The following is a 22,055-nucleotide window of genomic DNA, read 5'->3' on the forward strand; positions in this document are numbered from 1 at the left end:
TTGAATTACTACACCAGGAGGTGCGCGCACAATGCCAGAAGGCGATTCCGTACTGCAGTTGTCGCAGAGGCTTCAGTTTCTCGTCGGCAAGACCGTCACGCGTACCTCGATCCGCACCCCGCGCTTCGCCAATCGCGATTTTTCCGGTGCCCAGTGCCAGAAGATCTGGCCGTACGGAAAGTATCTGTTCATGCTTTTCGACCAACAGATCCTGGCCACCCATTTAAAAATGGAGGGTACGTGGGCGATGCATTTAGCCGGGGACAGGTGGCGCCAACCAGCCCATACCGCCCGGGTAGTGCTGCGGTTTGCTCAGCAACCGCGCGATATCGAAGTCGTGGGGCACCAGTTGGGATTGGTGCGGGTATTCCCAGCAACAGAATACGAGCGGTTTATTGGTGATCTCGGCCCGGATATTCTTGCCGACGACTGGGATAACCACGGCAAAGTCGAAGCGCTGCGCCGCATTGTGGCGCAACCGCAGCGCCCGATTGGTACCGCGTTATTGGATCAAACCAACCTGGTGGGTATCGGCAACGAATACCGTGCAGAGGTGTGTTTTCTTGCTGGCCTGCACCCAGCTAGCCGCGTCGGCGTGCTAGATACGGCGCGAGTGTCCGAGATCCTGGATATTGCACGCCGCATCATGTGGGCGAATAGAAACGAACCGGTGCGTGTGACCACCGGAATCAAGCGTGCTGGGGAGACAACCTACGTGTTCGGTCGTAACAACCGGCCGTGTCGGCGCTGCCGAACCCTGATCAAGCACGATTCTTTGGGCGGGCCGGACCAGAAAACTCGCGGCGGGATCGATGGCGAGCTAGAACGCATCATCTGGTGGTGTCCGCACTGCCAGCCGTTGGTCGGCCCCCAAACAGATTAAGTCGCGGGTTGGTCCGGGGCTGGTTAAGCCTCGCGTTGCCTGCGGTACCAGCGGATCAGCTCGTCCGTCGAGCTATCGCCGGAATCAATTGCTTCGGCGCCGGAAATGGCGGGCAACAATGCGTCGGCCTGTTTCTTACCCAGTTCCACACCCCACTGGTCAAAGGAATTCACACCCCAGATCACGCCTTGTACGAAGGTGATGTGCTCATACAACGCGATCAAGCTGCCCAACACCGACGGGGTTAGCTGTGGAGCAAGGATCGTCGTGGTCGGACGGTTACCTGGCATGACCAGGTGGGGGATGAGTTCTTCGGCTACGCCTTCCGCGGCAACTTCCTCGGCGGTTTTGCCGAAAGCCATCACCTTGGATTGGGCAAAGAAGTTGCTCATCAGCAGATCATGTAATGAGCCTTCGCCGTCGATCGCAGCCAAGTCTTGATGCGGGCGAGCAAAGCCAATGAAATCCGCCGGGACGAGGTGTTTGCCCTGGTGCAACAGCTGGAAAAATGCGTGTTGGCCGTTGGTGCCGGCTTGGCCCCAGTAAATCTCACCGGTGGCATAGTCGACGCTCGCGCCATCGCGGCGGACAGATTTGCCGTTGGATTCCATGGTCAGCTGCTGCAGATACGTCGGGAAGCGCCGCAAATGCTGTGAGTATGGCAAAATCGCGTGGCTCGCGGCACCGTGGAAGTTGGTGTACCACACACCCAGCAAACCCATGAGGGCGACGACGTTGTCACGAAGGTCGGTGCGATAAAAGTAGTCATCGATGGCGTGGAAACCAGCTAAGAAGCGGCGGAAATCCTCCGGTCCGATGGTGAGCATCAGAGAAAGGCCAATGGCAGAAGGCACCGAATAGCGCCCGCCGACCCAGTCCCAGAACACAAACATGTTGTCCGGGTCGATGCCGAATTCCTTGACCTTGTCCTCGTTCGTTGAGACCGCAATGAAATGATGCGACACAGCATCGGAGCTGCCGAGCTTGTCGACGAGCCACCGCCGGGCAGCAGTGGCATTGGACAAGGTCTCCTGGGTACCGAAAGATTTCGAGCTGACGATAAACAGCGTGGTTTCTGGATCCACCACGGCCAAGGTATCGCTCATATCGGCTGGATCCACGTTGGAAACGTATTCGGCGTGGATGCCTGCAGTGTTGTATTCCTGCAGTGCAAGTGCGGCAAAGGCCGGACCGAGATCCGAACCGCCGATACCGATATTGACGATGGTGCGGATTTTCTTCCCGGTAAAACCAGTCCGGGTGCCATCGCGCAGTGAATTGGCGAAGCGCTCCATTTTATCCAGCTCCGCGTGGGTATCGCGGGTGACGTTTTGTCCGTCGACTACTAAATCCTGCTGGCCGTGGGAGGAAAAAGCGCCCGGTGCACGCAAAGCCGTGTGCAAGACGGCGCGGTCTTCAGTGTTGTTGATGTGGGCGCCGGAATACATCTTCTCGATGGCTTCGCGCAGGCCCGCGCGTTCTGCCAATTCCACCAGGTGCGTATGGACCGTGTCATCGAGCCAGTTTTTGGATAAGTCGATGTGGAGTTCACCAGCGGAAAACGACCACCGCCGGGCCCGGTCGCGGTCCGAGTGGAAAAGCGAGCGCAGGTCGAAATCCTGGTTGTTGGCCAGGGTGTTCAGTCGTTGCCATTCCGCGGTGGAGGAGATAGATGTAAAAGGACTCACGCCGTTATATGATACTGCTTTTCGCTACCCTAGACGGTGTGTGCACGCCAGTTTCGGGTACATGTTACAGCAGTTTTTTCCCACAGGCGCCATCCCTGATGTTCGGCAGTCTGCGGGTGATGAGCAGCTGCGCGGTCAGCGTGTTCCACGTGGCGGTGGGGCGCGAGCTCAATTTGGATTGTGGTGCGTGTGATCCCATACGTGTCGCGCAAGACAGCTTCCACGCGGCGCAAGACTGTTTCATGATGGTTCATAACATCACGCTGGCTGGAATCTGGTTGGTGGACAGCGGCTGGTTGCGTAACAACAACGTGTACCGTCGCGACTGCATCCGAGCCGGTCAGCGACCACAGGTGCAGGTCATAGACGCGCTCGATGCCGGGAATACGCAAAAGCTCCCGCTGAATGGTCACATAATCTAGTCCGGCCGGCGCCTGCTGCATCAACACCGACAAGGACTGCCGCAACAACTGCCAACAGCGTGGCAACAAAACCGTCAGGATCAACACGGAGACCGCAATATCCACGCCGCCCCAACCGGTCACCCACACCACGGCGGAAGCGAAAATTACCCCAATAGAGCTGAGCATATCCGACACAATATGCAGATAAGCGCCCTTGATATTCAGCGAATCTTGCGACGGTTTGTGCAACACCAGCATCGCCAGCAAGTTGGCCAGCAGGCCGATCGTGGCGACGACGAGCATGACCTCGGCAGAAAGCTCAGCGGGATCGTGAATCCGACGGACTGCCGCGAACACAATCCAGACCGCAATAGCCATAACCAGCAAAGCGTTCAGCGCAGAAGCGATGACTTCCGCCCGCGAAAACCCGTAGGTAGCCAGTTGCGTGGCTTTCCGTTGCCCCCACCACAGTGCAAGCCCTGCCATGACTAACCCGACCGAGTCCGTGGCCATGTGCCCGGCGTCGGCAAGCAAAGCCAGGGACCCAGACCAGAATGCGCCCACGATTTCTGCGACCAAAATAGTAGTGGTGAGAATGATGACCGCTACCAGGCGGAGGCCAGTCGCCGAACCGTGCTGGCAATGACCGCCCTTGTGGCCATGGTGGTGCTGGTTGTGCTGGCCGCTGTGGTTGTGCTTGTGGCTGTGGCTGTGGCGTGTGACAGGGTGCATCGTCGTCATCGGGTTACCCCCTCTAGTCGTCTTCTACGATTTCGATGTGGCCAGTGCTTGGGTCATAGGTGATGGAACCGTGTTGGAAACTCACCTGAATCGGGGTGTTTCCGTCGTAGTTTTCCGGGGTGCTTGTCGGCAAGCCCAGTGCCTCTACCGCACCGTTAGCCCAGACGCGGGCGATCTCACCCCACAACGCCTGCGTGCCGGTTTCTTCCGAATCGACGATCACGCCGTTGTCGAACACCGCGAAGTCAACGTCGGTACCGAATCCGGCGCCCACGCCTGCGGTACCGATTCCGGTAATAGGCGTGCCTAATACCGGCCCCAATAGAGCGTTGATCCGCGCCCAGGTTTGCTCAATAGTGGAATCTCCGGTCAGCTGCACGACGCGTCCGATCAGGCCGGGAACATCGCCGAGCTTGAGCCCAGGAATGACTTCGACCTGAGCTAGATTATTGGCATTGTCAGGCAGGCTGCTGGTCTGTGAGTTTTTCAGCAGTCTCATCACGATCGGTGCGATCAAGCCAATCGCGGTGGCAGCTAGCGTGGCAAGGTTCTGACCAGGGGCACCATTACCGCTTGGCGACGACGGGCGATGCGGAGTAGTGCCCTGTGATTGGTTCGACTGTGATTGATTGTTCTGGGTTTGCCCCGGAGTGCTTCCGGGGTTCCCAGCGATCATGTTTTTGACCTGGCTATAGGCCTGGTTCGTGGCCGCACGGATTGCTGCCCATTGTTTGACGGCTTCGTCGCCCGGGCATTCGGTATTATCCACGTCGCGGTGGCCATGGAAGCGGTTAAATGTGCGGGTGTCGCCGGCAGGGTAGCGGGCGTACTGGCTGCCCTCGGAAGTCAGGGAGACGGTACCGGAAGGATCAAAGCCAGATTGTGCCGCGCGCCAGCCCGCGATCTGACCTACGGAATTGATAGTAGGCTGCGGAACCGGAGCGATTTGGTGGTTACCAATCATGGCGATGCCAAAGGTGCCGGTGTTGTAGCCACCAGCGTGTGCGCCGAGAATACCGGCGTTTAAGCCATCGCGGCGGCCTTCGTAAATGGTGCCGAATTTGTCGACGAGCGCGTGGTATCCGATATCGCACCACCCCAACGACTGCGTGTGGTACTGGTATGCACCGCGCACCTGGGCGGCCGCAGATTCACGGCTGTAATTGTTCACGCCAGCGGTGTGATGCAGCGTCATTGCTTTGTAATCCATGCCGGTGGGCCCACAGTTACCACGGAAGGACTCGTTGGCGCCCCAAGCTTGGCGGGTGACCACGCTGGGCATGCCCACGGCAAGGTTAGCGGTCTGCTGGATACCAGCGGGAGTAGCACCTTCTTGGCCATTGACGAAAACGGCGCTGAGCTCTTCCGCTTTCGGCAACGGTGCGACGCCAACGGCGTTGTCGGTGTGGGTGAGGTCTACAGAATCGGTGACTGGTTGGATGATTCCTTCCGAGGTTTCCAAGCCCGCTTTCGGGGTGCTTACCTGTGGAGAAATCTCGCGCCCCTGGTCATTATGGCCGTCGTGATCGTCATGGCTGTGGTGGTCATCGTGACTGTCCGGGGTGTCGTGGCTATTGTGCTCGTCATGACTGTCGTGGCTATCGTGCTCGTCATGGCTGTGGTGGTCATCGTGGCCGTCGTAAAGGTCCACGCCGGCGAGCGAAACCTGGACCTTGTTGGTCGGCGCGACATAAATCAGTTCGGTGCCTTGTTTGCTGGCTTCGTCAGGGTTGGGTAGTGGATGGGTTTCCAACCACGGGCCCCAGGAGCCATCGGCGGCTTGGGCGCGGAAGAATGCGAGGACGTCGCGATCGCCTTCCCAGGTCAGCGCGAATGAGTCGAATTCTTCGTCTTGGGTGAATTCTTGGACGGCGCGAGACTCGCCCTCTGATAGATCGTCGTGCCCGTGTTCGTGCCCGTGTCCGTGGTCATGGGCACCTTGGGTGGCGATAGCTGGGTCATCGACGACGGTGGTGGTTCCGCTGGAAAAGCTCGTGGTCTTGAGCGTCGCTTCCACCGAATTGTGGCCGACACCTTGGGTATTTAATACCTGGTTATCGCCGAACGCCGCGGCTAGAACGAGGGCTGACGTACTTGTCAGAGCAATGGTAGGCGTGATCCAGCGGGGCCGAGAAGGAGATAAATGTCTGCGCATCCTCATGATGGACTCCTTGGAGAAATAAGTAATCAGTGATGTGTTTTTAGGTGCAGTAAGGTTTGGCCAAATTAGTTCATGCAACTGAAGTTACAAGTGTTGCTGATGTTATTAATGTTTCGACACGCCGTGAATTTTTGTTGCGGAAGTCACGAGAGATTGTGAATTCTGAGATCCCAGGGTTGGAGTGAGCATGCAAAAACCCGCAAGCACTCAGCTGAATGCTTGCGGGTCGTTGATTATTCGGTTGTTGTGGCCGAGGGATAAAACCTCAACCGTAATTGGTTGATCTTAGATAGAAGATGGGCGCCATCCGGCCTCTGGCCAGCAATGGAACTCGCCGCCTTGGTAAAGCAATGGAGATACCGAGGCATCGGAATCACATTCCTCGACTTCGACGATCACGATGGTGTGATCGCCAGCGGGGGTTTTGGACTGGATGGTGCCTGAAAACCAAGATGCGGCCCCGGATATCACCGGCACATCCAGTGCTGTGCGGTGGGTATCCACTCCGGCGAAGCGGTCGATACCTTTCCGGGCAAATTGTTGTGCCAGTGGTGCTTGGCCTTGCGCCAACACCGAAATTGCAATGGGGTTACCTTCGATGAGCTTCGGCAACGATGATGAATGATTGCCGACCGATAGCATCACTAACGGCGGATCCAACGAGAGCGACGAAAAAGCGGATACTGTCATTCCAGCATCTGCTCCCTCGTGCAACGTGGTCACTACCGTGGTTCCTTTCGGAAAGGCTCCCGATGCACCGCGGAGTTTGTCTTTGAGGCTGAACTCACGAGTCGAACTTTTCGAATTTGTCACTGCTTAGCTTTCCTCGCGTGCCAATTGCCATTTCAGCTGACCTTCGGAAGGCGACTGTACAGGAATAAACGTCGCTTCACGGTAGCGGCGGGATGCTGGGGACGACTGTGCATAGCCAGCACCGCCCGCAACGCGGATCTCAAGATTGGCGGCCTGAACGGCAGCTTCCGCCGCGTTGAGACGCAGGCGTAGCAGATCCGTGAACGCTACCTGCTCACCGGACGCGGCTTTTTCTGCAATGGATTCCTGGATGGAGATCAGCTCCGTGATCTTGTCATAGGTCTGTGCCACGTCATCGGCAAAAACTTCGTTGATGCCCACCGTTTTGCCGCTTGCTGCGGCAATCGCGGATTCTGCAACCCCGAGGCATTCTGAGGTCTGCAGAAGCAAGAACGTAGGGCGCACCCGCGGCAGATAATCCGGAAAGCTTGTAGTCAGGATGTTTTCTTCTGCAACGAAGACTTCGTCGAATTCCACCCATGCAGAAGCGGTGGCATTGAGCCCCAACAGCCCGAATGGGGTGCCGAGGGTGAGACCTTCCGCGTTGCCGTCGACGACAAATAAAATCTGCCCGCCCTGATCGGAGTGTGCGCCAGAGACAATGATGGAATCATCAGCCAAGTTCGAGGCCCACTTTAACTTGCCGGATACTTTATATCCTCCGTTAACTGCTTGTGCCTGCAAATCAAGATCCCCGGCACCGGCAGCATATTTAAAGACTGAAGCCATGCCCGTGACGCCGGGGCGGGTACCATTTTCAATAGCTTCAATGAGCTGTGGGTGCTGGCTGTCGGCGGCTTTCAAGTAAGTCAAAACCATGAGGTCTGCCCAGGTACTGAAAGCTACAGACAGATCCTCACGGGCCAAACCGCGTACCAAGCGAACGGTGGCAACGAGGTCGTCGGTGTTAAGCAGGCCGTGCTGAGCCAAAAGTTCGAGGCCATAGCGTGCTGGCTTTTCGCCTTTGTCGACAGCAGAAGCGTTTTCCTGCAGTGTTGTGCGGATATCCTCGGGAATGTCCAAGGGAGCTAATTCAATAGTTTTTGCTTCGGTAGTCATGAAAGTCGCCTTATTAACAGTAGGGCAGCAGCCTATTTTTTCCTAGGCTGCTGCCCTGGGTTCTAATCGCTATAAGCAGGGTGGATAACCGACTGAGAGGCTAGACCAGCTCGTGGGTCAGGTTGGCTGGGCGGGTGTAGGTGTTGACCACTGGGGACCACTGGATAGCGTCTGCGACGACTTTCTCGAGGGTCTCGCGTTCAGCATCACCATCGATATCCACCTTGACACGAACGTCGGAAACACCCGGGCGGGCGTCCTCGCGTGGGCTTACACCCCAGGTTGGGGAGATGTCGATATCGGATTCGATATCGATGTTGATCTTGGTCAACGTGATATTGCGGTGGGTAGCGATAGCCTGAATTCCGACGGAGATGCAGGCAGCCAGACCGGCCTGGGCGATCTCAGTGGGGTTAGGTGCGGAATCATCGCCGAGCAGTTTTGGTGGTTCGGCAACCAAGGTTGGTTCCAGATCGCGTACCTGGGTGTAGTTGCGGAACTGGCCGTCTGCCTCGGTGTGAGTGCGGATGACCTTCTTGCCGCCTTCAGGGTTTTCGGTGTTCTTGTTGGCCATTGCCTGCAGGTTGTCACCATCGATTGGTGCGAGTGGTTCGCCGGCCTTGTGGTTTGGAGTCAGATCAGACATGAGAACCTCCTTGAATTGCTGTGGCAGGCGCTCCTGCTTGCCACGTGGAATGACCGCTACGGTAGCACTCTTGGTCTGCTTGTGTTAGACAAAGCGGTCTATGTCTGCTGAACGGAATGGGTTAGAAGTGGGAGAATGGGTTGTTGTACTGCATAAATGGAAGTTGATTCGTCCCCAAAATTGGTGGCGAAATAGGTGAATAAAAATTTCCTATCACTGTTCCTTTATGCGCCACACTGTGCTTCTGGGCTTTGCCAGACGGTGTCTCTGGGCTAGGGCAAGTGAATTACCCTAAATGTCCTCGGCCCAAACGTAACAGCGCATTTGCGATATCTACGCCGTCGGCACCGAGCTCGTCGCGGAAAAAATTGATGATCGCTACCTCGCGGGTGTGTACCAAGCGGGTGCCACCGGAGCTCATACGCGTTTTACCAATCGCCTGGGCCACCTCAGTGCGCCGTTTTACCGCAGTGAGGATGATGTCGTTCATCTTGTCGATCTCTTTGCGGTAAGTCTCAATTTCTTTATCCGACAGCGGATCATCAGTTCCGGTCGGAGTACGCACTGAGAAATTCGAAGCCACGTTGTCCATCTGGTTCATACGGGGCATTCTACTGTGGTGGCGGTTACAAGATGGAATGAGATGGTGACACAGCAAAACGGTGAAATAGTAGGCGAAATAGTAGTTTGGAAGATTATGAATTCATCGCCGTTTCAGCCTCGCCCGCAAGCTAATGATGCACAGAGCAATTCACCAGACAATCCTGCAGCATATAGTCCTGAGCCATCGTTATTCGGCGGTAGACAACCCCGTGGTTTTCCGCCACATGATACCGAGCTATCGCAGGGCGTCAACAGAACCAGACCGAGCTCACAATCGGCTGAGCACCTTATTGCCGGGCTGAACGAGCAACAACGGCAGGCAGTGGAGCATTCTGGAAGCCCGCTGTTGATCGTTGCGGGCGCAGGTTCGGGCAAAACTGCGGTGTTGACTCGTCGCATTGCGTATTTGATGCAGCAGCGGGGCGTAGCACCCCACCAAATCTTGGCGATTACCTTTACCAATAAGGCTGCGCGAGAAATGCGCGAGCGCGTCGGCCAGCTCGTTGGCCCTGTCGCTGAGCGCATGTGGGTGGCCACTTTCCACTCGACGTGCGTGCGGATCTTACGTCAGCACGCTCATCTTGTCGACGGCTTGAATACGAATTTCAGCATTTACGACGGCGACGATGCCCGCCGATTGCTGTCGATGATCGCCAAGGAAATGAATTTAGACCTGAAGAAATTTACCGGCCGGGTGCTGGCGAATGCGATCTCACATCATAAGAATGAATTGCAGGATCCAGCCGCGGCAGCCTCTGCGGCAGCGACCACGAAAAATCCCTTCGACACTACGGTTGCAGAAGTTTACGCCGAATATCAACGTCGTCTGCGGGCAGCGAATGCCGTGGACTTCGACGATCTCATCGGAGAAGTCGTGCGGATTTTCCGGGAACACGAACAAGTCGCTGAATATTATCGGCGGCGCTTCCGTCACGTGCTGATCGACGAGTATCAGGACACCAACCATGCACAGTACGCGCTGGTGGCAGCGCTCGTCGGCAAGAACAGCGGTGCGCAGTCAAATCCGGAACGCATGAGCGCCCCAGAGTTATGCGTGGTTGGCGATTCTGACCAGTCGATCTATGCCTTCCGCGGCGCCACCATCCGCAATATCGAAGAGTTTGAACGCGATTATCCGCAGGCACGCGCGATTTTGTTGGAGCAAAATTACCGCTCAACGCAGAATATTTTGACCGCTGCCAATGCCGTGATCACTAATAATGCGGGGCGGAGAGAGAAAAAGCTGTGGACCGATCAGGGCGCAGGCGAAAACATTATTGGGTATGTGGCGGACAATGAGCACGATGAGGCGCGGTTTATCGCTTCCGAGATCGATACGCTCAGCGACCAAGGGTATAGCTACAACGATATTTCGGTGATGTACCGGACGAATAACGCCTCGCGTGCATTGGAAGATATTTTCATCCGCTCCGGTATCCCATACAAGGTGGTCGGTGGCACGAAGTTCTACGAGCGTAAAGAGATTCGCGACATTGTGGCCTACCTGCGTGTATTGGAAAACCCGGATGACACCGTCAGCATGCGACGAATCGTCAATGTTCCCAAGCGCGGCATTGGTGATAAAGCCCAGGGGCAACTCGCTGTGCACGCGGAAAACCACAACATCAGTTTCGGCAAAGCCCTGGAAGCAGCAGCTGCCGGAGACATTGCTGGCCTCAGTGCTCGGGCGCGGAATGCACTGCGTGGTTTTGCCGAGATGCTCGCTACCGTGCGGGAAGAAATTCCTGCGATGACTAATGAAGCCACTGGCCAGCCGCACCTCGGTGAATTGATTGGTCGGATTCTTGATATCACCGGCTACAAAGCGGAATTAGAAGCGTCCAATGACCCGCAAGATGGCACCCGTTTGGACAACCTGAACGAGTTGGTTTCGGTAGCGCGCGAATTTTCCTCTGATGCAGCCAACGCCGCTGGATTAGACGAAGCAGATATCAATGCTGCCAATGGTTCCGCTGCTGCAGGCGACGGGCTGGACGACGGGCTGGACGATGGGCTGGACGATGGTGCAGCCCCAGCAGGCTCGTTGGCCGCATTTCTGGAAAAGGTATCCCTGGTTGCTGATGCCGATCAGATTCCAGACCACGAGCATGGCGTCGTTACCCTCATGACCCTGCACACAGCCAAGGGACTCGAATTTCCGGTGGTGTTTGTCAGTGGTTGGGAAGACGGACAATTTCCACACATGCGTGCACTTGGTGATCCACACGAATTATCCGAAGAACGCCGCCTGGCGTATGTGGGCATTACTCGAGCGCGGAAGAAACTCTATCTGACCCGGGCAATGATGCGGTCTGCTTGGGGCCGCCCGGTGGAAAACCCCGCGAGCCGGTTTTTGGCAGAAATCCCGTCGGAAGTTATCACCTGGAAACGCGAAGAACCCACCGCAGGCCTGGGCACTGGATGGGGCACTGGTGGTTCTAGCTTCACTAGCTTTGGTGGAGGCGATGACGATTCTTGGGCGGAAATGTCGTACGGCGCACGCCGTTCGCGCCGGATGCGTGGTTCTGCTGCGTCTTCCCCTTCGCAACGGAACCGTTCCGGTATTCCGGAAAAGAAAACCGGTGGCGCGAAATTAGATCTTGCCGTTGGAGACAAGGTCAATCACGCCAAATATGGTTTGGGCACCGTGATTTCTGCGGATGGCCAAGGTGCGCGGGCAACCGTGACCATTGACTTTGGTTCTTCAGGAACGATCCGCTTGATGTTGGTGGGTGCGCCGCCTATGGAAAAACTTTAGGAAAACTCTAGCGAGACTCTAGGAGTGCTCCCGGGGCGCTAAAGTTTGAGAAAAACTCTCGGGGCGCTATTTAGCGCCTCGGACGGTGATGCCTTGCTTGGCGAACCATGGGACTGGGTCTACCGGGGTGGCACCGTCTGGGCGGATCTCAAAGTGTAGGTGTGGGCCGGTGGAGTGGCCTTCGTTGCCCATGGTGGCGATCTGCTCGCCGGCGGTAACTTTTTGGCCAACGCTCACGTTGTATGAATTCACGTGACCGTATACGGAGATTTCGCCATTGTCGTGCTGAACACGTACCCATTTGCCGTATCCCTGTGCCGGGCCGGCGCTGATAACGGTGCCATCCATAATGGAATAAATTGGGGTGCCGATACCATTTCCGATGTCGATGCCTTGGTGAATCCGGCCCCAGCGCGGTCCGAATGGTGAGGTAAAAATTCCCTCGGTAGGAAAGACCACGGTGCGGCCGTCGGCAGTCGTACCTCTTTCCGCGGTCATGTACGACGTCGATGGGGAAGCTTGTGCTGCCTTCTCCGCAGGCTTTGCTTCCGGGGAGGTGAGGGGGTCAATAATGATCTCCAGGGCATCGCTGCTGTTTTGGAGACTCGGGGATCCACCTTGGTTGAGCTGCTGCACAGTGGATGCCAATCCTTCGGCAACCTTGAGCAGAGCGTCTAGATCATAACCGTTAATGACGGGGTCTTTGGCGCTGCCTGGGTTGACTGTTGCGGTCAGGGCTGGATCAGCGTGGGCTGCTGGTGTGGAACCCGGCAGGCTCACAGCGACCGCGAGGCCGGCGGCGCTCACGCCAAGGGTGAGCCGTCGAAAGCGGTGGGAAGGCTTCATACAAGATCCTGTCTAATCGTGCAGTCTTACAACTACTGAAAGGCTCTTGCCAGGAACGGCCATGGATTGCCCGTCCGGCTTCGGCTTGTTTAGAGCCTTATTTAGAGCCGTGTTCAGAACATTGTTTAAGCTACCGTTATTTATTTGTGATAGCAATGCCATAAACGCTGGTTAATGGGTTGATTTACTCGACAACGCTAAAGATTCCAGCTCATGCGGCGTGTTGCTGGTGTGGCTTGTGTGAATAATGTGATTTTATGGCGCGTATTTTAGGGGTGATTTATGGGGGGTGAATCAATGGGGTGGATGCTGAATTGCTGGCGGAGCTTGGGGCCCAGAAAGTTTATGGCACGCAAAAACCGCTTATCCCGCTGCAGGAACAAATACAGACAAGTTGCGGGATAAGCGGTTAAAAGTTGGGGCCTCCTAGTTTGTTTCAGAGAGCCCGGATATACCTGGTGCAGGACGCGTGCTTAAACGTGGATGCCACGTTCTGCCAGCCATGCAGCTGGGTCTACGGGGCCGCCACCGCCTGGGTGTACTTCGAAGTGCAAGTGTGTACCAGTGGAGAAGCCGAGGTTGCCCATGCCCGCGATCTTTTGACCAGCATGCACGCGCTGCCCGGTGGAAACATCCAATGATTCCATGTGGCCGTACAGTGAAATGGTTCCATCGTCGTGCTGAATACGGATCCAGTTGCCGTAACCGGAAGCTGGGCCGGAATCCAGAACCGTGCCGTCCATGATTGCCAGAATTGGGGTGCCGTTTGCGTTGGCGATGTCGATGCCGTTGTGGAAAGAACCCCAGCGTGGGCCAAAACCGGAAGTGAAGGCGCCTTCGGCTGGCTTGACGACGCTTGGCAGGCGGGAACTCAGGTCCTCGGCGATGCGTTCCGTGGAGTGAGCAACCGCCTTGTCGAGCTGTTCGGCCAGGTTGGCGACAGGACGGAATTCGTTGATCTCTAGAATTTGCGGAGCTGCACCGACCTCTGGGAGGAAGGTGTCTGCGTCGTTGGCGAGGGTGTAGTCCACATCTGTGGTGCCAGCGTCTACGGTTGCGTCTTGCTCTGTCACTTCCGCGGCGTTGATCTGTGCAGCCGTGGCGCCACCGATACCAGCGGAGGATACGGTTCCCGCTGCCACCGTGACCAGGGCGATGCGTCCCTTAGCGGTTTGTGACGCGTTAACCTTGCGGTGGCGGCCCCCACGGGAGCGAATGGAAGAACTTTGCATCAATAGTTTCCGTTCCTGTTTCAGCAATTCTCGACTAATTCGGTGCATCGTTTTCCGATCAGCATGCTGGCCAGTAAACGAGCGTTGAATTGTAACCTGTCTGTTATCTAACGAATGTAACAATAATGTCTCGGCCCTGATCGATCAACTCAATTTCGGAAAAATTTTCACCGTTAGCTGTGTTATCCCTTACATGGGTGTAATTAACCGTAAAATATGGTGCCACTGTAAATTCTGGGGCCTGTGGGCTGGGTGTGAATTCCAGGACGCTGCCAGATCGGACTTCATAAGAGTATCGATAGCATTGGGATTTTCGACGCGCCACGGTGGTCTTATTCGTTGGACATGGCAAAGTAGTACACGATGAATAGCAATTCGAGCCCGCATTCCCGTCCCGCGCGACGTCCACAACGACGCCCTCGTACTGCTGGTTCTGCTCACGATGCAGAGCTACAGAGTAGCGCCCGGCGCTCTCGTGGTGTGACGCGTCGTGATGCAACACGGTCGCAGCGCCGGAAGAAGACGTCGGCAAGCTCTAGTGCGCTACCCGCTGCTGCGCAGCTAACAATGGGCCAGCGAATCCGCAAAGTTGGGCTCACACTTGCCATTCCACACGCGGTGATCATCATGTCGATCATCGTCGTAGCGGTTGCGACGTTACTGATGACTTCCTCGTCCATTGCGGTGTTGCCCACGGTCATCGCAACGGCTTGGTTGGTCTTTCACGCTGCGCCAGTGGCAGGCGAGGATGGTGTGATTGCCGCAGTACCGTTATTACCGGCATTGCTGACCATCGCATTATCTGCCCGGCAAGTGCATGCCAGCGTACGGAAACGGTTCAGTATTATTGATCTGTTGATGGTTTTCGCCTGGAGCTTAAGCACGCCGTTGCTGCTTACAGTGATTGCCTTATTGATGCTTGCCGACGCTCAGGCGGTGTATCCCGTGGCGGTGCCGCCGATCGGACCAGTGCTGGTTTCGGTTCTTCTCGTGCACTTGATGGCGTTTGTGGTTGGTTTAGGGCCGAAAGCATGGCGGGCACTTGCGCGGCGCTACCGCGTTCCGTTGTCGATTATCGACGGTGTCGGCGTCGGCGTGAAAACACTTGCCGCGCTGTCTGCCGCGGCGGCAGTTGTTGGAGTGATTTTGCTTGTCATCGGCTGGGAGCGGCAAGCCGAGATCATGGCTGCTTACCCGCAAGCTGGAACCTCCGCAAAACTCGCCCTGGTGTTGTTATCCCTGGCGTATATTCCGAATGCCGTGATCGGTGTTGGTGGTGTGCTGCTTGGCTCCGAATACCAATTTGGCGCTGCCAGCGTGTCCTTATTCGAGACCCATTTGGTGCCACTGCCGCCTTTACCGGTGCTTGGCGTGGTACCGGCTTCGTCGGCAAGCTGGGCTTGGATCGGATTATTTATCCCAGTGGCAGTCATCGTTGCGGTGATGCTGCGAATGCGTCCAAGTCCGGTAATGACCTTAAGCGCGGGCCTGGCAACGTGGGTAATTGTTGCGATCGCAGTGTTGCTGATCGGAGGAGAGGTTGGCGCCTATAGCGACACCGGTTTGCCTGTGTTGTGGACGGCAAGTTTGGCACTGATTTGGGTTGGCGGTATCGCTTTGGCGGTCACGCTCATGTTGCTGGTGTTTCAGCGTCGTCAAGCGCGCGGAGAAAGTGAAGAAGATCCAGCCGACTACGCCGAACAAGAACTGGATATGCTGGCCGACGACGCGGTGCCTGCTGAACACGCGCAGGGCGAAGGAGCCGAGAAGACTCCGGACGCTGAATACGATTACGCTGAGGACGCTGAGGATTCCGAATACTCTGAATACACTGCAGACTTTGCGGCCAATGATTCGGAGAATGATGGTGACTCGATGGATAAGACCGATGCAGCCGATAACACCAATGTAACCGAAGATAGCGGTGAAGCCGACGACGTAGACGACGCCGACGACGCCGATGAACTCGGTGAAACTGCGGCTGCTAGCGAAGACGCCAAGAATGAAAATAATCGCCAAAATGACGAGGCCAAACGTACCGAGTAGTCTAGTGAGATGTGAATACACCTCTGCGACTGACTGCCTTGGTATCGGGAAGCGGCACATTATTGCAGGCCCTTCTCGATAACCAGGACGATAACTACGCCGTTGAACTAGTTGTCTCCGACCGTGATTGCCCCGCGCTTGAACGCGCCCGCAATGCGGGCGTAGACACCGTGGTGGTGCCGATGTTGGATGATCGTGCACAGTGGGATGAGCAGCTTGCTGAATCCGTCGGCACGCCCGATTTGATTGTCTCGGCCGGGTTCATGAAAATTCTGGGACCGAGTTTCGTACAGAAATTCAGTGGTCGCCTGATTAATACACACCCGGCTTTATTGCCGTCGTTTCCCGGTGCTCATGCGGTGCGCGACGCGTTGGATTATGGCGTGAAAGTTACCGGCTCGACGGTGCATTATGTCGACGAAGGCGTCGACACGGGCCCGATTATCGCGCAACGAGCTGTAGACATTCGCGCAGATGACAGCGAAGATGAGTTGCACGAGCGGATTAAACAAGTAGAACGCGAATTATTGGTCGCGCTGCTGCGTTCGGCCAAGATTGAGCAGACTTCGAGGAAGGTAATTTTTCACCATGACTAATTCAGAACACACCACAATTAAACGCGCACTGATCAGCGTCTATGACAAGACCGCTTTGGAAGAGCTGGCTCGAAGCTTGGCTGATGCCGGTGTAGAGATTGTTTCTACTGGCTCTACAGCAAAAGCGATTGCTAACTCTGGGGTCGCGGTCACCCCGGTGGAAGAAGTCACCGAATTTCCAGAATGCTTCGACGGGCGGGTGAAAACTCTGCACCCACGCGTGCACGGGGGAATCCTGGCGGATAGGACCAAGCAAGAACACCGTGATCAGCTTGATGAGCTGAATATCGCGGCTTTCGACTTAGTAGTCGTGAACTTGTACCCATTCGAAGAGACTGTGGCTTCTGGTGCGGGTGTTGACGAATGCATCGAAAAGATTGATATCGGTGGGCCAGCTATGGTCCGCGCTGCAGCTAAAAACCATAATTCCGTTGCCGTCGTTGTCGACCCAGCTAACTACGGCGCAGTCGCACAAGCAGTGGCAGGTGACGGGTTTAGCCTTGCAGAGCGTCGACAGCTGGCGTTGGAGGCATTTACCCACACTTCGAAATATGACACGGCGGTGTCTTCCTGGATGTTCGCAGAACTCGTGGCGGATGCTGAAGGCGAGTCCGAATCCAGCTTGGCCAAGGATGTTCCTGCTACCCAGTTGCGTTATGGAGAAAACCCGCACCAGGCTGCGTACCTGGAACGTATTCCGGGAGCCGGTGGCGTCGCGAATGCGCAACAGTTACACGGCAAGGAAATGAGCTTCAATAACTACCAGGATGCTGAAGCTGCCTGGCGTGCTGCGCATGATCATCAGCGTCCCTGCGTGGCGATCATTAAGCACGCGAACCCCTGCGGCATTGCAGTGTCGGATGATTCGATCGCGGAGGCACATCGTAATGCGCATGCGTGTGACCCGGTATCAGCGTTCGGTGGTGTGATTGCTACGAACCACCCAGTCAGCGTCGACATGGCCAAGCAAGTAGCAGAGGTGTTTACGGAGGTCATCCTGGCACCGGAGTACGAAGACGGTGCGGTGGAGATTTTGCAGGGCAAAAAGAACATTCGCATTCTGCAGGTCGACGACGCGCAGCTGATGGACGATTCTGGCTCGTGGGATACCACGGTGATTTCTGGTGGCGTGCTCTTCCAAGAGCCAGATCGTTACCAGGCAGAGGGCGATCAAGCTGCGAATTGGAAGTTGGCCGCAGGCGAACCTGTGAGCGAGGAAGTACTTGCGGATCTCGAGTTCGCGTGGCGGGCGGTGCGATCCGTGAAGTCGAATGCCATTGTGCTTTCCCGTGGTTCCGCTACCGTCGGCGTGGGTATGGGCCAGGTCAACCGCGTTGATTCTGCGCGATTGGCTGTGGAACGTGCGAATACGCTTGCCGACGACGAGCAGCGTGCCAACGGTGCAGTTGCTGCCTCGGATGCTTTCTTCCCGTTTGCCGACGGGCTGGAAGTGTTGCTCGATGCTGGCGTGAAGGCCGTCGTCTCGCCGGGTGGCTCCATCCGCGATGAAGAAGTTATCGACGCTGCGGAGAAAGCTGGCGTGGCGTTGTATTTCACTGGAACTCGGCACTTCTTCCACTAGTGGCACCGAGTTCTACGGCACGTTCGCAGGCGAAAGAGCGCCGTCGCACAGCATTGTTTCGTGAGGCGGCGCGCATTATTGCCGAACGTGGTTTTCACCAGACCCGCCTGGCGGATGTTGGTGCTGCCGTCGGTATTTCCGGGCCCGGGGTGTATCGGTATTTTTCCAGCAAAGATGACATGCTGGCGCAATTGTTGATCGATATTTCATCGCGCTTGGTGGCCCGCGGCCGTGAGGTTATGTATGAACATGGCGAGGATGCCGATCCCCGGGTGGTGTTGGCAGGTTTGGTAGCAGCCCAAACTCAGATCGCTGCCACCGAGCCGGATCTCATCCGAGTACAAGAGCGAGAGATTCGTAATCTGGTCGACGAAGACCTTTCCCGCGTGAAATCATTGCAAATGACCTATCTGCACATGTGGGTAGAGGTGCTGCAACGTTGTCGGCCAGATCTGGATTATGAACGTGCGCGACTGCGGGTGCAGCTGGCTGCGGGAATGATTAATTCTTCTCGCCACGTCTACCACTGGGCGGGTGGCGAATTAATCCGTGAACAGGGCACTCCCATGGCGGTGGCAGCAATGCTTGCCGACGCCTAGGAGTGGTGCTAAGCGTGGGGCAGCGGGATTAGTTTAGTCGGCGTCATCCCGTTTTCAACGCCGTGTATTCTCGCACCCATGAAAGCGACTAGTTTCGAAACAGGATTTCCCACAGCTGGCCCCGCCTGGCTTTTCGCGCCAGCTGATCGTCCGGAACGATTCGACAAAGCTCACGCAGCTGCAGATGTCGTGATTCTGGATTTAGAAGATGGTTGCCAAGAAGAGCATCGAACTGCAGCTCGGGAAAACATCGTGCGGGCCGATCTTCCAATGGATAGCACGGTTATCCGTATTAACTCCACCGGAAGTGAACATAGCGCGGCGGATTTAGCGGCGATAAAACAGACTTCATTTCGTACCATTATGCTTCCGAAGACTGAATCTCCTGCGGATATTGACGCCGTCGTGGAGGAGATTGCTGATGCTGTGGTGATCGCACTGATTGAAACCCCACGGGGATTATTGGCAGCAGAATCGATAGCGTTGCATCCGAAAGTCGTGGGGTTATTTTGGGGAGCGGAAGATCTCACAGCCGGATTAGGTGGGCGTGAATCTCGCAATGAATCGGGAGATTATCGTGCCCCAGCACAATTCGCCCGGATGTCCGTGTTATTCGCAGCCGGTGCCGCTGGTATTGGTTGCCTTGATTCCATCAATGCAGATATTTCTGACCTAGAATTAGTCGAGCGTGAAGCACGTGAAGTGGCGGCTGCCGGATTCGCTGGAAAATGCTGTATCCACCCACGACAGGTTGCGGCGATTAGAAAAGCGTTCGCCCCGACAGAAGAAGAACTTTCCTGGGCCCGCGGCGTAGTGTCGGCAGCGAAAGAAAATAGTGGAGCATTCAGTTATCAAGGCTCCATGATCGATGCACCTCTAGTGCACCAGGCACGGCGCATGCTTGCTCTGGAATCACGGGACAATCCTGACCGGCGGTAGAGCTAATATACCGCTTTACTATTCCTCATGGCCGTAGCTATAGTTCACTGACAAATTTTTCGAAGCGGTGAGCAATAATTTCTGGTTGACGTGCCCACCGATTGTGGCCAAGTTGTTCGGGGTATTCCTCGATATAGATATCGGCGTTGGGCATACCAGCAGCGAGGTTTTCGGCGGCGCCTCGTGTGCAATCTGTGTCGTTGTCGAAGCGAGTGAGAACAACCGGAATCGTGAGATTGTGCTTGGCATCGTCGTAGTCTCGATCCTCGCCAAGCAAATTACGCTGCTGGTTGGTGTGGGAATATTTTCCCCATTCCAGCATGATGTGCTTCGCTTGACGTCCGTAACCAGTGAGATCCAATATGCCTGCTGGTTGGTAACCAATCGCCGACACGATGGCTTTGATGATGACGGTACCGATGCGTAGCTTGCGTCTGATGGAACCAGAATAGCCAGGATAGTAGGGGCTTCCCGCGCCAACCCCGAAAAATCCTTGTACGTTGAGCTCTGTGGCTTCTTTGCGAGTGAAAAACAGAGGGGCGATTTGACCGCTAAGGGAATGGCAAAGAAAGACCGTGGGATGGTCAACAGCGAGCCCGAGGTCTTTTTTGACGGATTTGATGGTCAAAGGATAATCCTGCGAAGCTAAATGGTGATAACCCCACGTGTGCGCACGTGTGGCTTGTGCCGTCGAGGTTTCTTGCCCACGTAATTCTCCGCTGGCGACGAGAAAACCTCGCGTGGCAAGCTCCCGACCCATGGGGTCGAAATAACGAGCTCCCATCCCAAATCCAGGCCAAATTATCACCAACGGCTTAGCGGAATCGGTAGCGGTGGATTTACTGGTTCTATTACTGGACTGGACAGCAACACTGTCCTGTCCGGCAGGCGCATTACCGTCACTTTTGTAGTGGTCATTTTGCGCACAGTGGTATTTCGGCTCGAAGATCCGGACTTGCGAAGTGGAGTTATCAGGCATGGTTACTTCGAGTAGCCGTGGTGAATGAGGTTGTGGACTCGTCGGCTGAGAACTAGGCATAGGACATCTCCTAACGGGCAGTGACGTTGCCGAATATACGTGCGAGCGGTGCTAGCACCATTGGTCGGGCAAAGACGACCGCTGCGAACGTGACTGCCAATCCGATGACGAAGAAAACAAAACCGGACCAATTTCCGGCGTAGACCGCAGGATCGGGATCGCCTTGTGCAGCCCACATATGGTTGAGGTTACGCAGTGCGCCCGTCGCAAAGACCATGAGCACGTGAATTACGGAAAAGACGATGAAATACACCGCGATTGGCATATGGATCTTGCGGGCGATGCTGATGGGGTAGATGCTGCTGAAAGCCTGCGATTGCGGCCAGAGGGTAGACATGCGCAAACCTGTGGCAATGGCGAGCGGAGCCACCACGAATACGGTGAAAAAATATAACAGTAGCTGTAAACCGTTGTAGTGCACCCAACCGTTTTCGGTTGGCCAATCCAATGATGCGTACTGCACAGCAGCAGAAGCCGCATGCGGAAATACATCCAGGCTGGTAGGAATGATGCGCGCCCATTGCCCGGTGGCAAAGAGCAAGACGAAAAAGATCACGCCGTTGATGACCCACAGCAGATCAAAAACCAGGTGCGTCCAGATAGTCAGACTGATCTTCTGTGCAGATTTCTTCTTCGGTGCCCAATACGCCGGTGCTTTGCGCTCGTAGCGGATCGACAGCCCCGTCTTGACGATCAAGGCCATGAAGAAGAAATTCAGGAAGTGCTGCCACGAAAGCCACGCAGGGAACCCAACTGGGGTACCTGCCGGGAGTTCAGGGTGTCCGTCGTAGTTTGCTATGAATTCTGCTCCGGTCTCCGTGTGTAAGAACCACCGCGCACCGACAACGATGAGTGTGGCGAGCGCGATGATGCCGCCAAGTGCAATCAAGCCACCGCCAAGCCATTGCTTCAGACTGAATGCGCCGTATTCGCGGTCGAGCACAGAATCTGTCTTCGATTGCTCTCTGTGTTTTCTCGAAACTGCAGAAACTGGTGCAGGACTTCCAGCTTCAGCCGATCCGGTGTTTCCGGCAGGGCGAGCGGGCGCAGTCGTCTCAGTAGGTTTAGTCGTGTCAGTAGACTTAGCATGTTGAGTAGGTGCAGTAGGCCGTGCTGGTTCACTGCTTACGGGGGATTTTGTGGAGCCGGTGGAGGGGTCCGCAGACTCAGGAGTTTGTGTCCCGTCGTTGAGTTCACATGCGGATACTGGAGGCCAAGGGCTACCACCAGGGGTTCGCGGTAAGCCTTGCCGCAACACAACGTGTGACGATGCCGTGCTTGTTGCACCGCTTTGTGCGGGTGCGCCGTGTGTTGGCACAGCACCGGAAGCTGAATGAATACCTGATGTAGAGTCTGCGACCTGGTGAGCAGCAATCTTGGTTACTGGCGGCCATGGCTCACCACCGCTCATACGCGGCAG

General features: G+C 56.0%; 19 protein-coding genes. 8 read left to right on the plus strand and 11 right to left on the minus strand.

What is annotated here, in order from left to right:
• Positions 1-31: 31 nt before the first annotated feature.
• Complete coding sequence (locus B142_RS0108880; RefSeq protein ID WP_018121190.1) at positions 32-883, plus strand: DNA-formamidopyrimidine glycosylase family protein; 852 nt, start codon at positions 32-34, stop codon at positions 881-883.
• Positions 884-906: 23 nt separating this feature from the next.
• On the opposite strand, the gene pgi is transcribed toward B142_RS0108880, so the two are convergent.
• The 7 genes from pgi to B142_RS0108915 form a co-directional block, all read right to left on the minus strand.
• A complete protein-coding gene (gene pgi / locus B142_RS0108885) occupies positions 907-2,571 on the minus strand; it encodes a glucose-6-phosphate isomerase (RefSeq protein WP_018121191.1) in 1,665 nt (554 codons plus the stop codon).
• Between the two features lie 29 nt (positions 2,572-2,600).
• Complete coding sequence (locus B142_RS12415; protein ID WP_018121192.1) at positions 2,601-3,716, minus strand: cation diffusion facilitator family transporter; 1,116 nt, start codon at positions 3,714-3,716, stop codon at positions 2,601-2,603.
• 13 nt (positions 3,717-3,729) lie between these two features.
• Positions 3,730-5,871 carry an N-acetylmuramoyl-L-alanine amidase gene (locus tag B142_RS0108895; protein WP_236658161.1) on the minus strand — a complete coding sequence of 714 codons (2,142 nt, stop codon included), beginning with the start codon at positions 5,869-5,871 and terminating at the stop codon, positions 3,730-3,732.
• Between the two features lie 291 nt (positions 5,872-6,162).
• The gene (locus B142_RS0108900; protein WP_018121194.1) at positions 6,163-6,690 is read right to left on the minus strand and encodes a flavin reductase family protein; all 528 of its coding nucleotides are present in this window, start codon (positions 6,688-6,690) and stop codon (positions 6,163-6,165) included.
• Positions 6,691-6,693: 3 nt separating this feature from the next.
• The gene (locus B142_RS0108905; RefSeq protein WP_018121195.1) at positions 6,694-7,749 is read right to left on the minus strand and encodes an acyl-CoA dehydrogenase family protein; all 1,056 of its coding nucleotides are present in this window, start codon (positions 7,747-7,749) and stop codon (positions 6,694-6,696) included.
• A gap of 100 nt (positions 7,750-7,849) precedes the next feature.
• On the minus strand, positions 7,850-8,395 hold the full coding sequence (locus tag B142_RS0108910; RefSeq protein WP_018121196.1) for an OsmC family protein: 546 nt from the start codon (positions 8,393-8,395) through the stop codon (positions 7,850-7,852).
• Between the two features lie 286 nt (positions 8,396-8,681).
• Entirely contained in the window at positions 8,682-8,996 is a 315-nt protein-coding gene (locus tag B142_RS0108915; RefSeq protein ID WP_018121197.1) for a chorismate mutase, read from the minus strand.
• Between the two features lie 96 nt (positions 8,997-9,092).
• On the opposite strand from B142_RS0108915, the gene B142_RS0108920 reads away from it, so the two are divergent.
• A complete protein-coding gene (locus tag B142_RS0108920; RefSeq protein ID WP_018121198.1) occupies positions 9,093-11,756 on the plus strand; it encodes a UvrD-helicase domain-containing protein in 2,664 nt (887 codons plus the stop codon).
• Between the two features lie 66 nt (positions 11,757-11,822).
• Here B142_RS0108920 and B142_RS0108925 read toward each other — a convergent pair whose 3' ends face one another.
• Positions 11,823-12,602: a M23 family metallopeptidase gene (locus B142_RS0108925; protein WP_018121199.1), complete on the minus strand. Its 780-nt coding sequence runs from the start codon at positions 12,600-12,602 to the stop codon at positions 11,823-11,825.
• Positions 12,603-13,075: 473 nt separating this feature from the next.
• Positions 13,076-13,834, minus strand: a complete 759-nt coding sequence (locus tag B142_RS0108930; RefSeq protein ID WP_018121200.1) for a M23 family metallopeptidase — start codon at positions 13,832-13,834, stop codon at positions 13,076-13,078.
• Between the two features lie 363 nt (positions 13,835-14,197).
• Between B142_RS0108930 and B142_RS12420 the strand changes: the two genes are divergently transcribed.
• The 5 genes from B142_RS12420 to B142_RS0108955 all read left to right on the plus strand — a co-directional run bounded on the left by B142_RS12420 (position 14,198) and on the right by B142_RS0108955 (position 19,596).
• Complete coding sequence (locus tag B142_RS12420; protein ID WP_155860979.1) at positions 14,198-15,880, plus strand: cell division protein PerM; 1,683 nt, start codon at positions 14,198-14,200, stop codon at positions 15,878-15,880.
• A gap of 11 nt (positions 15,881-15,891) precedes the next feature.
• Positions 15,892-16,476 carry a phosphoribosylglycinamide formyltransferase gene (gene purN, locus B142_RS0108940; protein ID WP_018121202.1) on the plus strand — a complete coding sequence of 195 codons (585 nt, stop codon included), beginning with the start codon at positions 15,892-15,894 and terminating at the stop codon, positions 16,474-16,476.
• The gene (gene purH, locus B142_RS0108945) at positions 16,469-18,058 is read left to right on the plus strand and encodes a bifunctional phosphoribosylaminoimidazolecarboxamide formyltransferase/IMP cyclohydrolase (protein WP_018121203.1); all 1,590 of its coding nucleotides are present in this window, start codon (positions 16,469-16,471) and stop codon (positions 18,056-18,058) included. The genes purN and purH overlap by 8 nt, the downstream gene beginning before the upstream one ends.
• Positions 18,058-18,657: a TetR/AcrR family transcriptional regulator gene (locus B142_RS0108950; RefSeq protein ID WP_018121204.1), complete on the plus strand. Its 600-nt coding sequence runs from the start codon at positions 18,058-18,060 to the stop codon at positions 18,655-18,657. Before purH ends, B142_RS0108950 begins: the two co-directional genes overlap by 1 nt.
• Before the next feature lie 78 nt (positions 18,658-18,735).
• Positions 18,736-19,596, plus strand: a complete 861-nt coding sequence (locus B142_RS0108955) for an HpcH/HpaI aldolase/citrate lyase family protein (protein ID WP_018121205.1) — start codon at positions 18,736-18,738, stop codon at positions 19,594-19,596.
• Between the two features lie 37 nt (positions 19,597-19,633).
• Here B142_RS0108955 and B142_RS0108960 read toward each other — a convergent pair whose 3' ends face one another.
• Positions 19,634-20,635 (minus strand): alpha/beta hydrolase, encoded by a 1,002-nt coding sequence (locus tag B142_RS0108960; protein WP_026168014.1) that lies wholly within the window; start codon positions 20,633-20,635, stop codon positions 19,634-19,636.
• A 10-nt stretch (positions 20,636-20,645) separates the two neighbouring features.
• On the minus strand, positions 20,646-21,578 hold the full coding sequence (locus tag B142_RS13290) for a cytochrome b/b6 domain-containing protein (protein WP_018121207.1): 933 nt from the start codon (positions 21,576-21,578) through the stop codon (positions 20,646-20,648).
• A gap of 254 nt (positions 21,579-21,832) precedes the next feature.
• Here B142_RS13290 and B142_RS14060 point away from each other — a divergent pair, with 254 nt between their 5' ends.
• Positions 21,833-21,985, plus strand: coding sequence for a hypothetical protein (locus B142_RS14060; protein WP_018121208.1), 153 nt, complete (start codon positions 21,833-21,835; stop codon positions 21,983-21,985).
• Positions 21,986-22,055: the final 70 nt, after the last annotated feature.

The sequence above is a fragment of the Corynebacterium propinquum DSM 44285 genome (genome assembly GCF_000375525.1).
Classification (GTDB): domain Bacteria; phylum Actinomycetota; class Actinomycetes; order Mycobacteriales; family Mycobacteriaceae; genus Corynebacterium; species Corynebacterium propinquum.

What these genes read in the sequence shown, in the direction of transcription:
- B142_RS0108880 (WP_018121190.1), top strand. Translation starts at nt 32, where the DNA reads ATGCCAGAAGGCGATTCCGTACTGCAGTTGTCGCAGAGGCTTCAGTTT.
- B142_RS12415 (WP_018121192.1), bottom strand. Translation starts at nt 3,716, where the DNA reads ATGACGACGATGCACCCTGTCACACGCCACAGCCACAGCCACAAGCAC.
- B142_RS0108895 (WP_236658161.1), bottom strand. Translation starts at nt 5,871, where the DNA reads ATGCGCAGACATTTATCTCCTTCTCGGCCCCGCTGGATCACGCCTACC.
- B142_RS0108905 (WP_018121195.1), bottom strand. Translation starts at nt 7,749, where the DNA reads ATGACTACCGAAGCAAAAACTATTGAATTAGCTCCCTTGGACATTCCC.
- B142_RS0108910 (WP_018121196.1), bottom strand. Translation starts at nt 8,395, where the DNA reads ATGTCTGATCTGACTCCAAACCACAAGGCCGGCGAACCACTCGCACCA.
- B142_RS0108915 (WP_018121197.1), bottom strand. Translation starts at nt 8,996, where the DNA reads ATGAACCAGATGGACAACGTGGCTTCGAATTTCTCAGTGCGTACTCCG.
- B142_RS0108920 (WP_018121198.1), top strand. Translation starts at nt 9,093, where the DNA reads ATGAATTCATCGCCGTTTCAGCCTCGCCCGCAAGCTAATGATGCACAG.
- B142_RS0108925 (WP_018121199.1), bottom strand. Translation starts at nt 12,602, where the DNA reads ATGAAGCCTTCCCACCGCTTTCGACGGCTCACCCTTGGCGTGAGCGCC.
- B142_RS0108930 (WP_018121200.1), bottom strand. Translation starts at nt 13,834, where the DNA reads ATGCAAAGTTCTTCCATTCGCTCCCGTGGGGGCCGCCACCGCAAGGTT.
- B142_RS12420 (WP_155860979.1), top strand. Translation starts at nt 14,198, where the DNA reads ATGAATAGCAATTCGAGCCCGCATTCCCGTCCCGCGCGACGTCCACAA.
- purH (WP_018121203.1), top strand. Translation starts at nt 16,469, where the DNA reads ATGACTAATTCAGAACACACCACAATTAAACGCGCACTGATCAGCGTC.
- B142_RS0108955 (WP_018121205.1), top strand. Translation starts at nt 18,736, where the DNA reads ATGAAAGCGACTAGTTTCGAAACAGGATTTCCCACAGCTGGCCCCGCC.
- B142_RS0108960 (WP_026168014.1), bottom strand. Translation starts at nt 20,635, where the DNA reads ATGCCTAGTTCTCAGCCGACGAGTCCACAACCTCATTCACCACGGCTA.
- B142_RS14060 (WP_018121208.1), top strand. Translation starts at nt 21,833, where the DNA reads ATGCGGATACTGGAGGCCAAGGGCTACCACCAGGGGTTCGCGGTAAGC.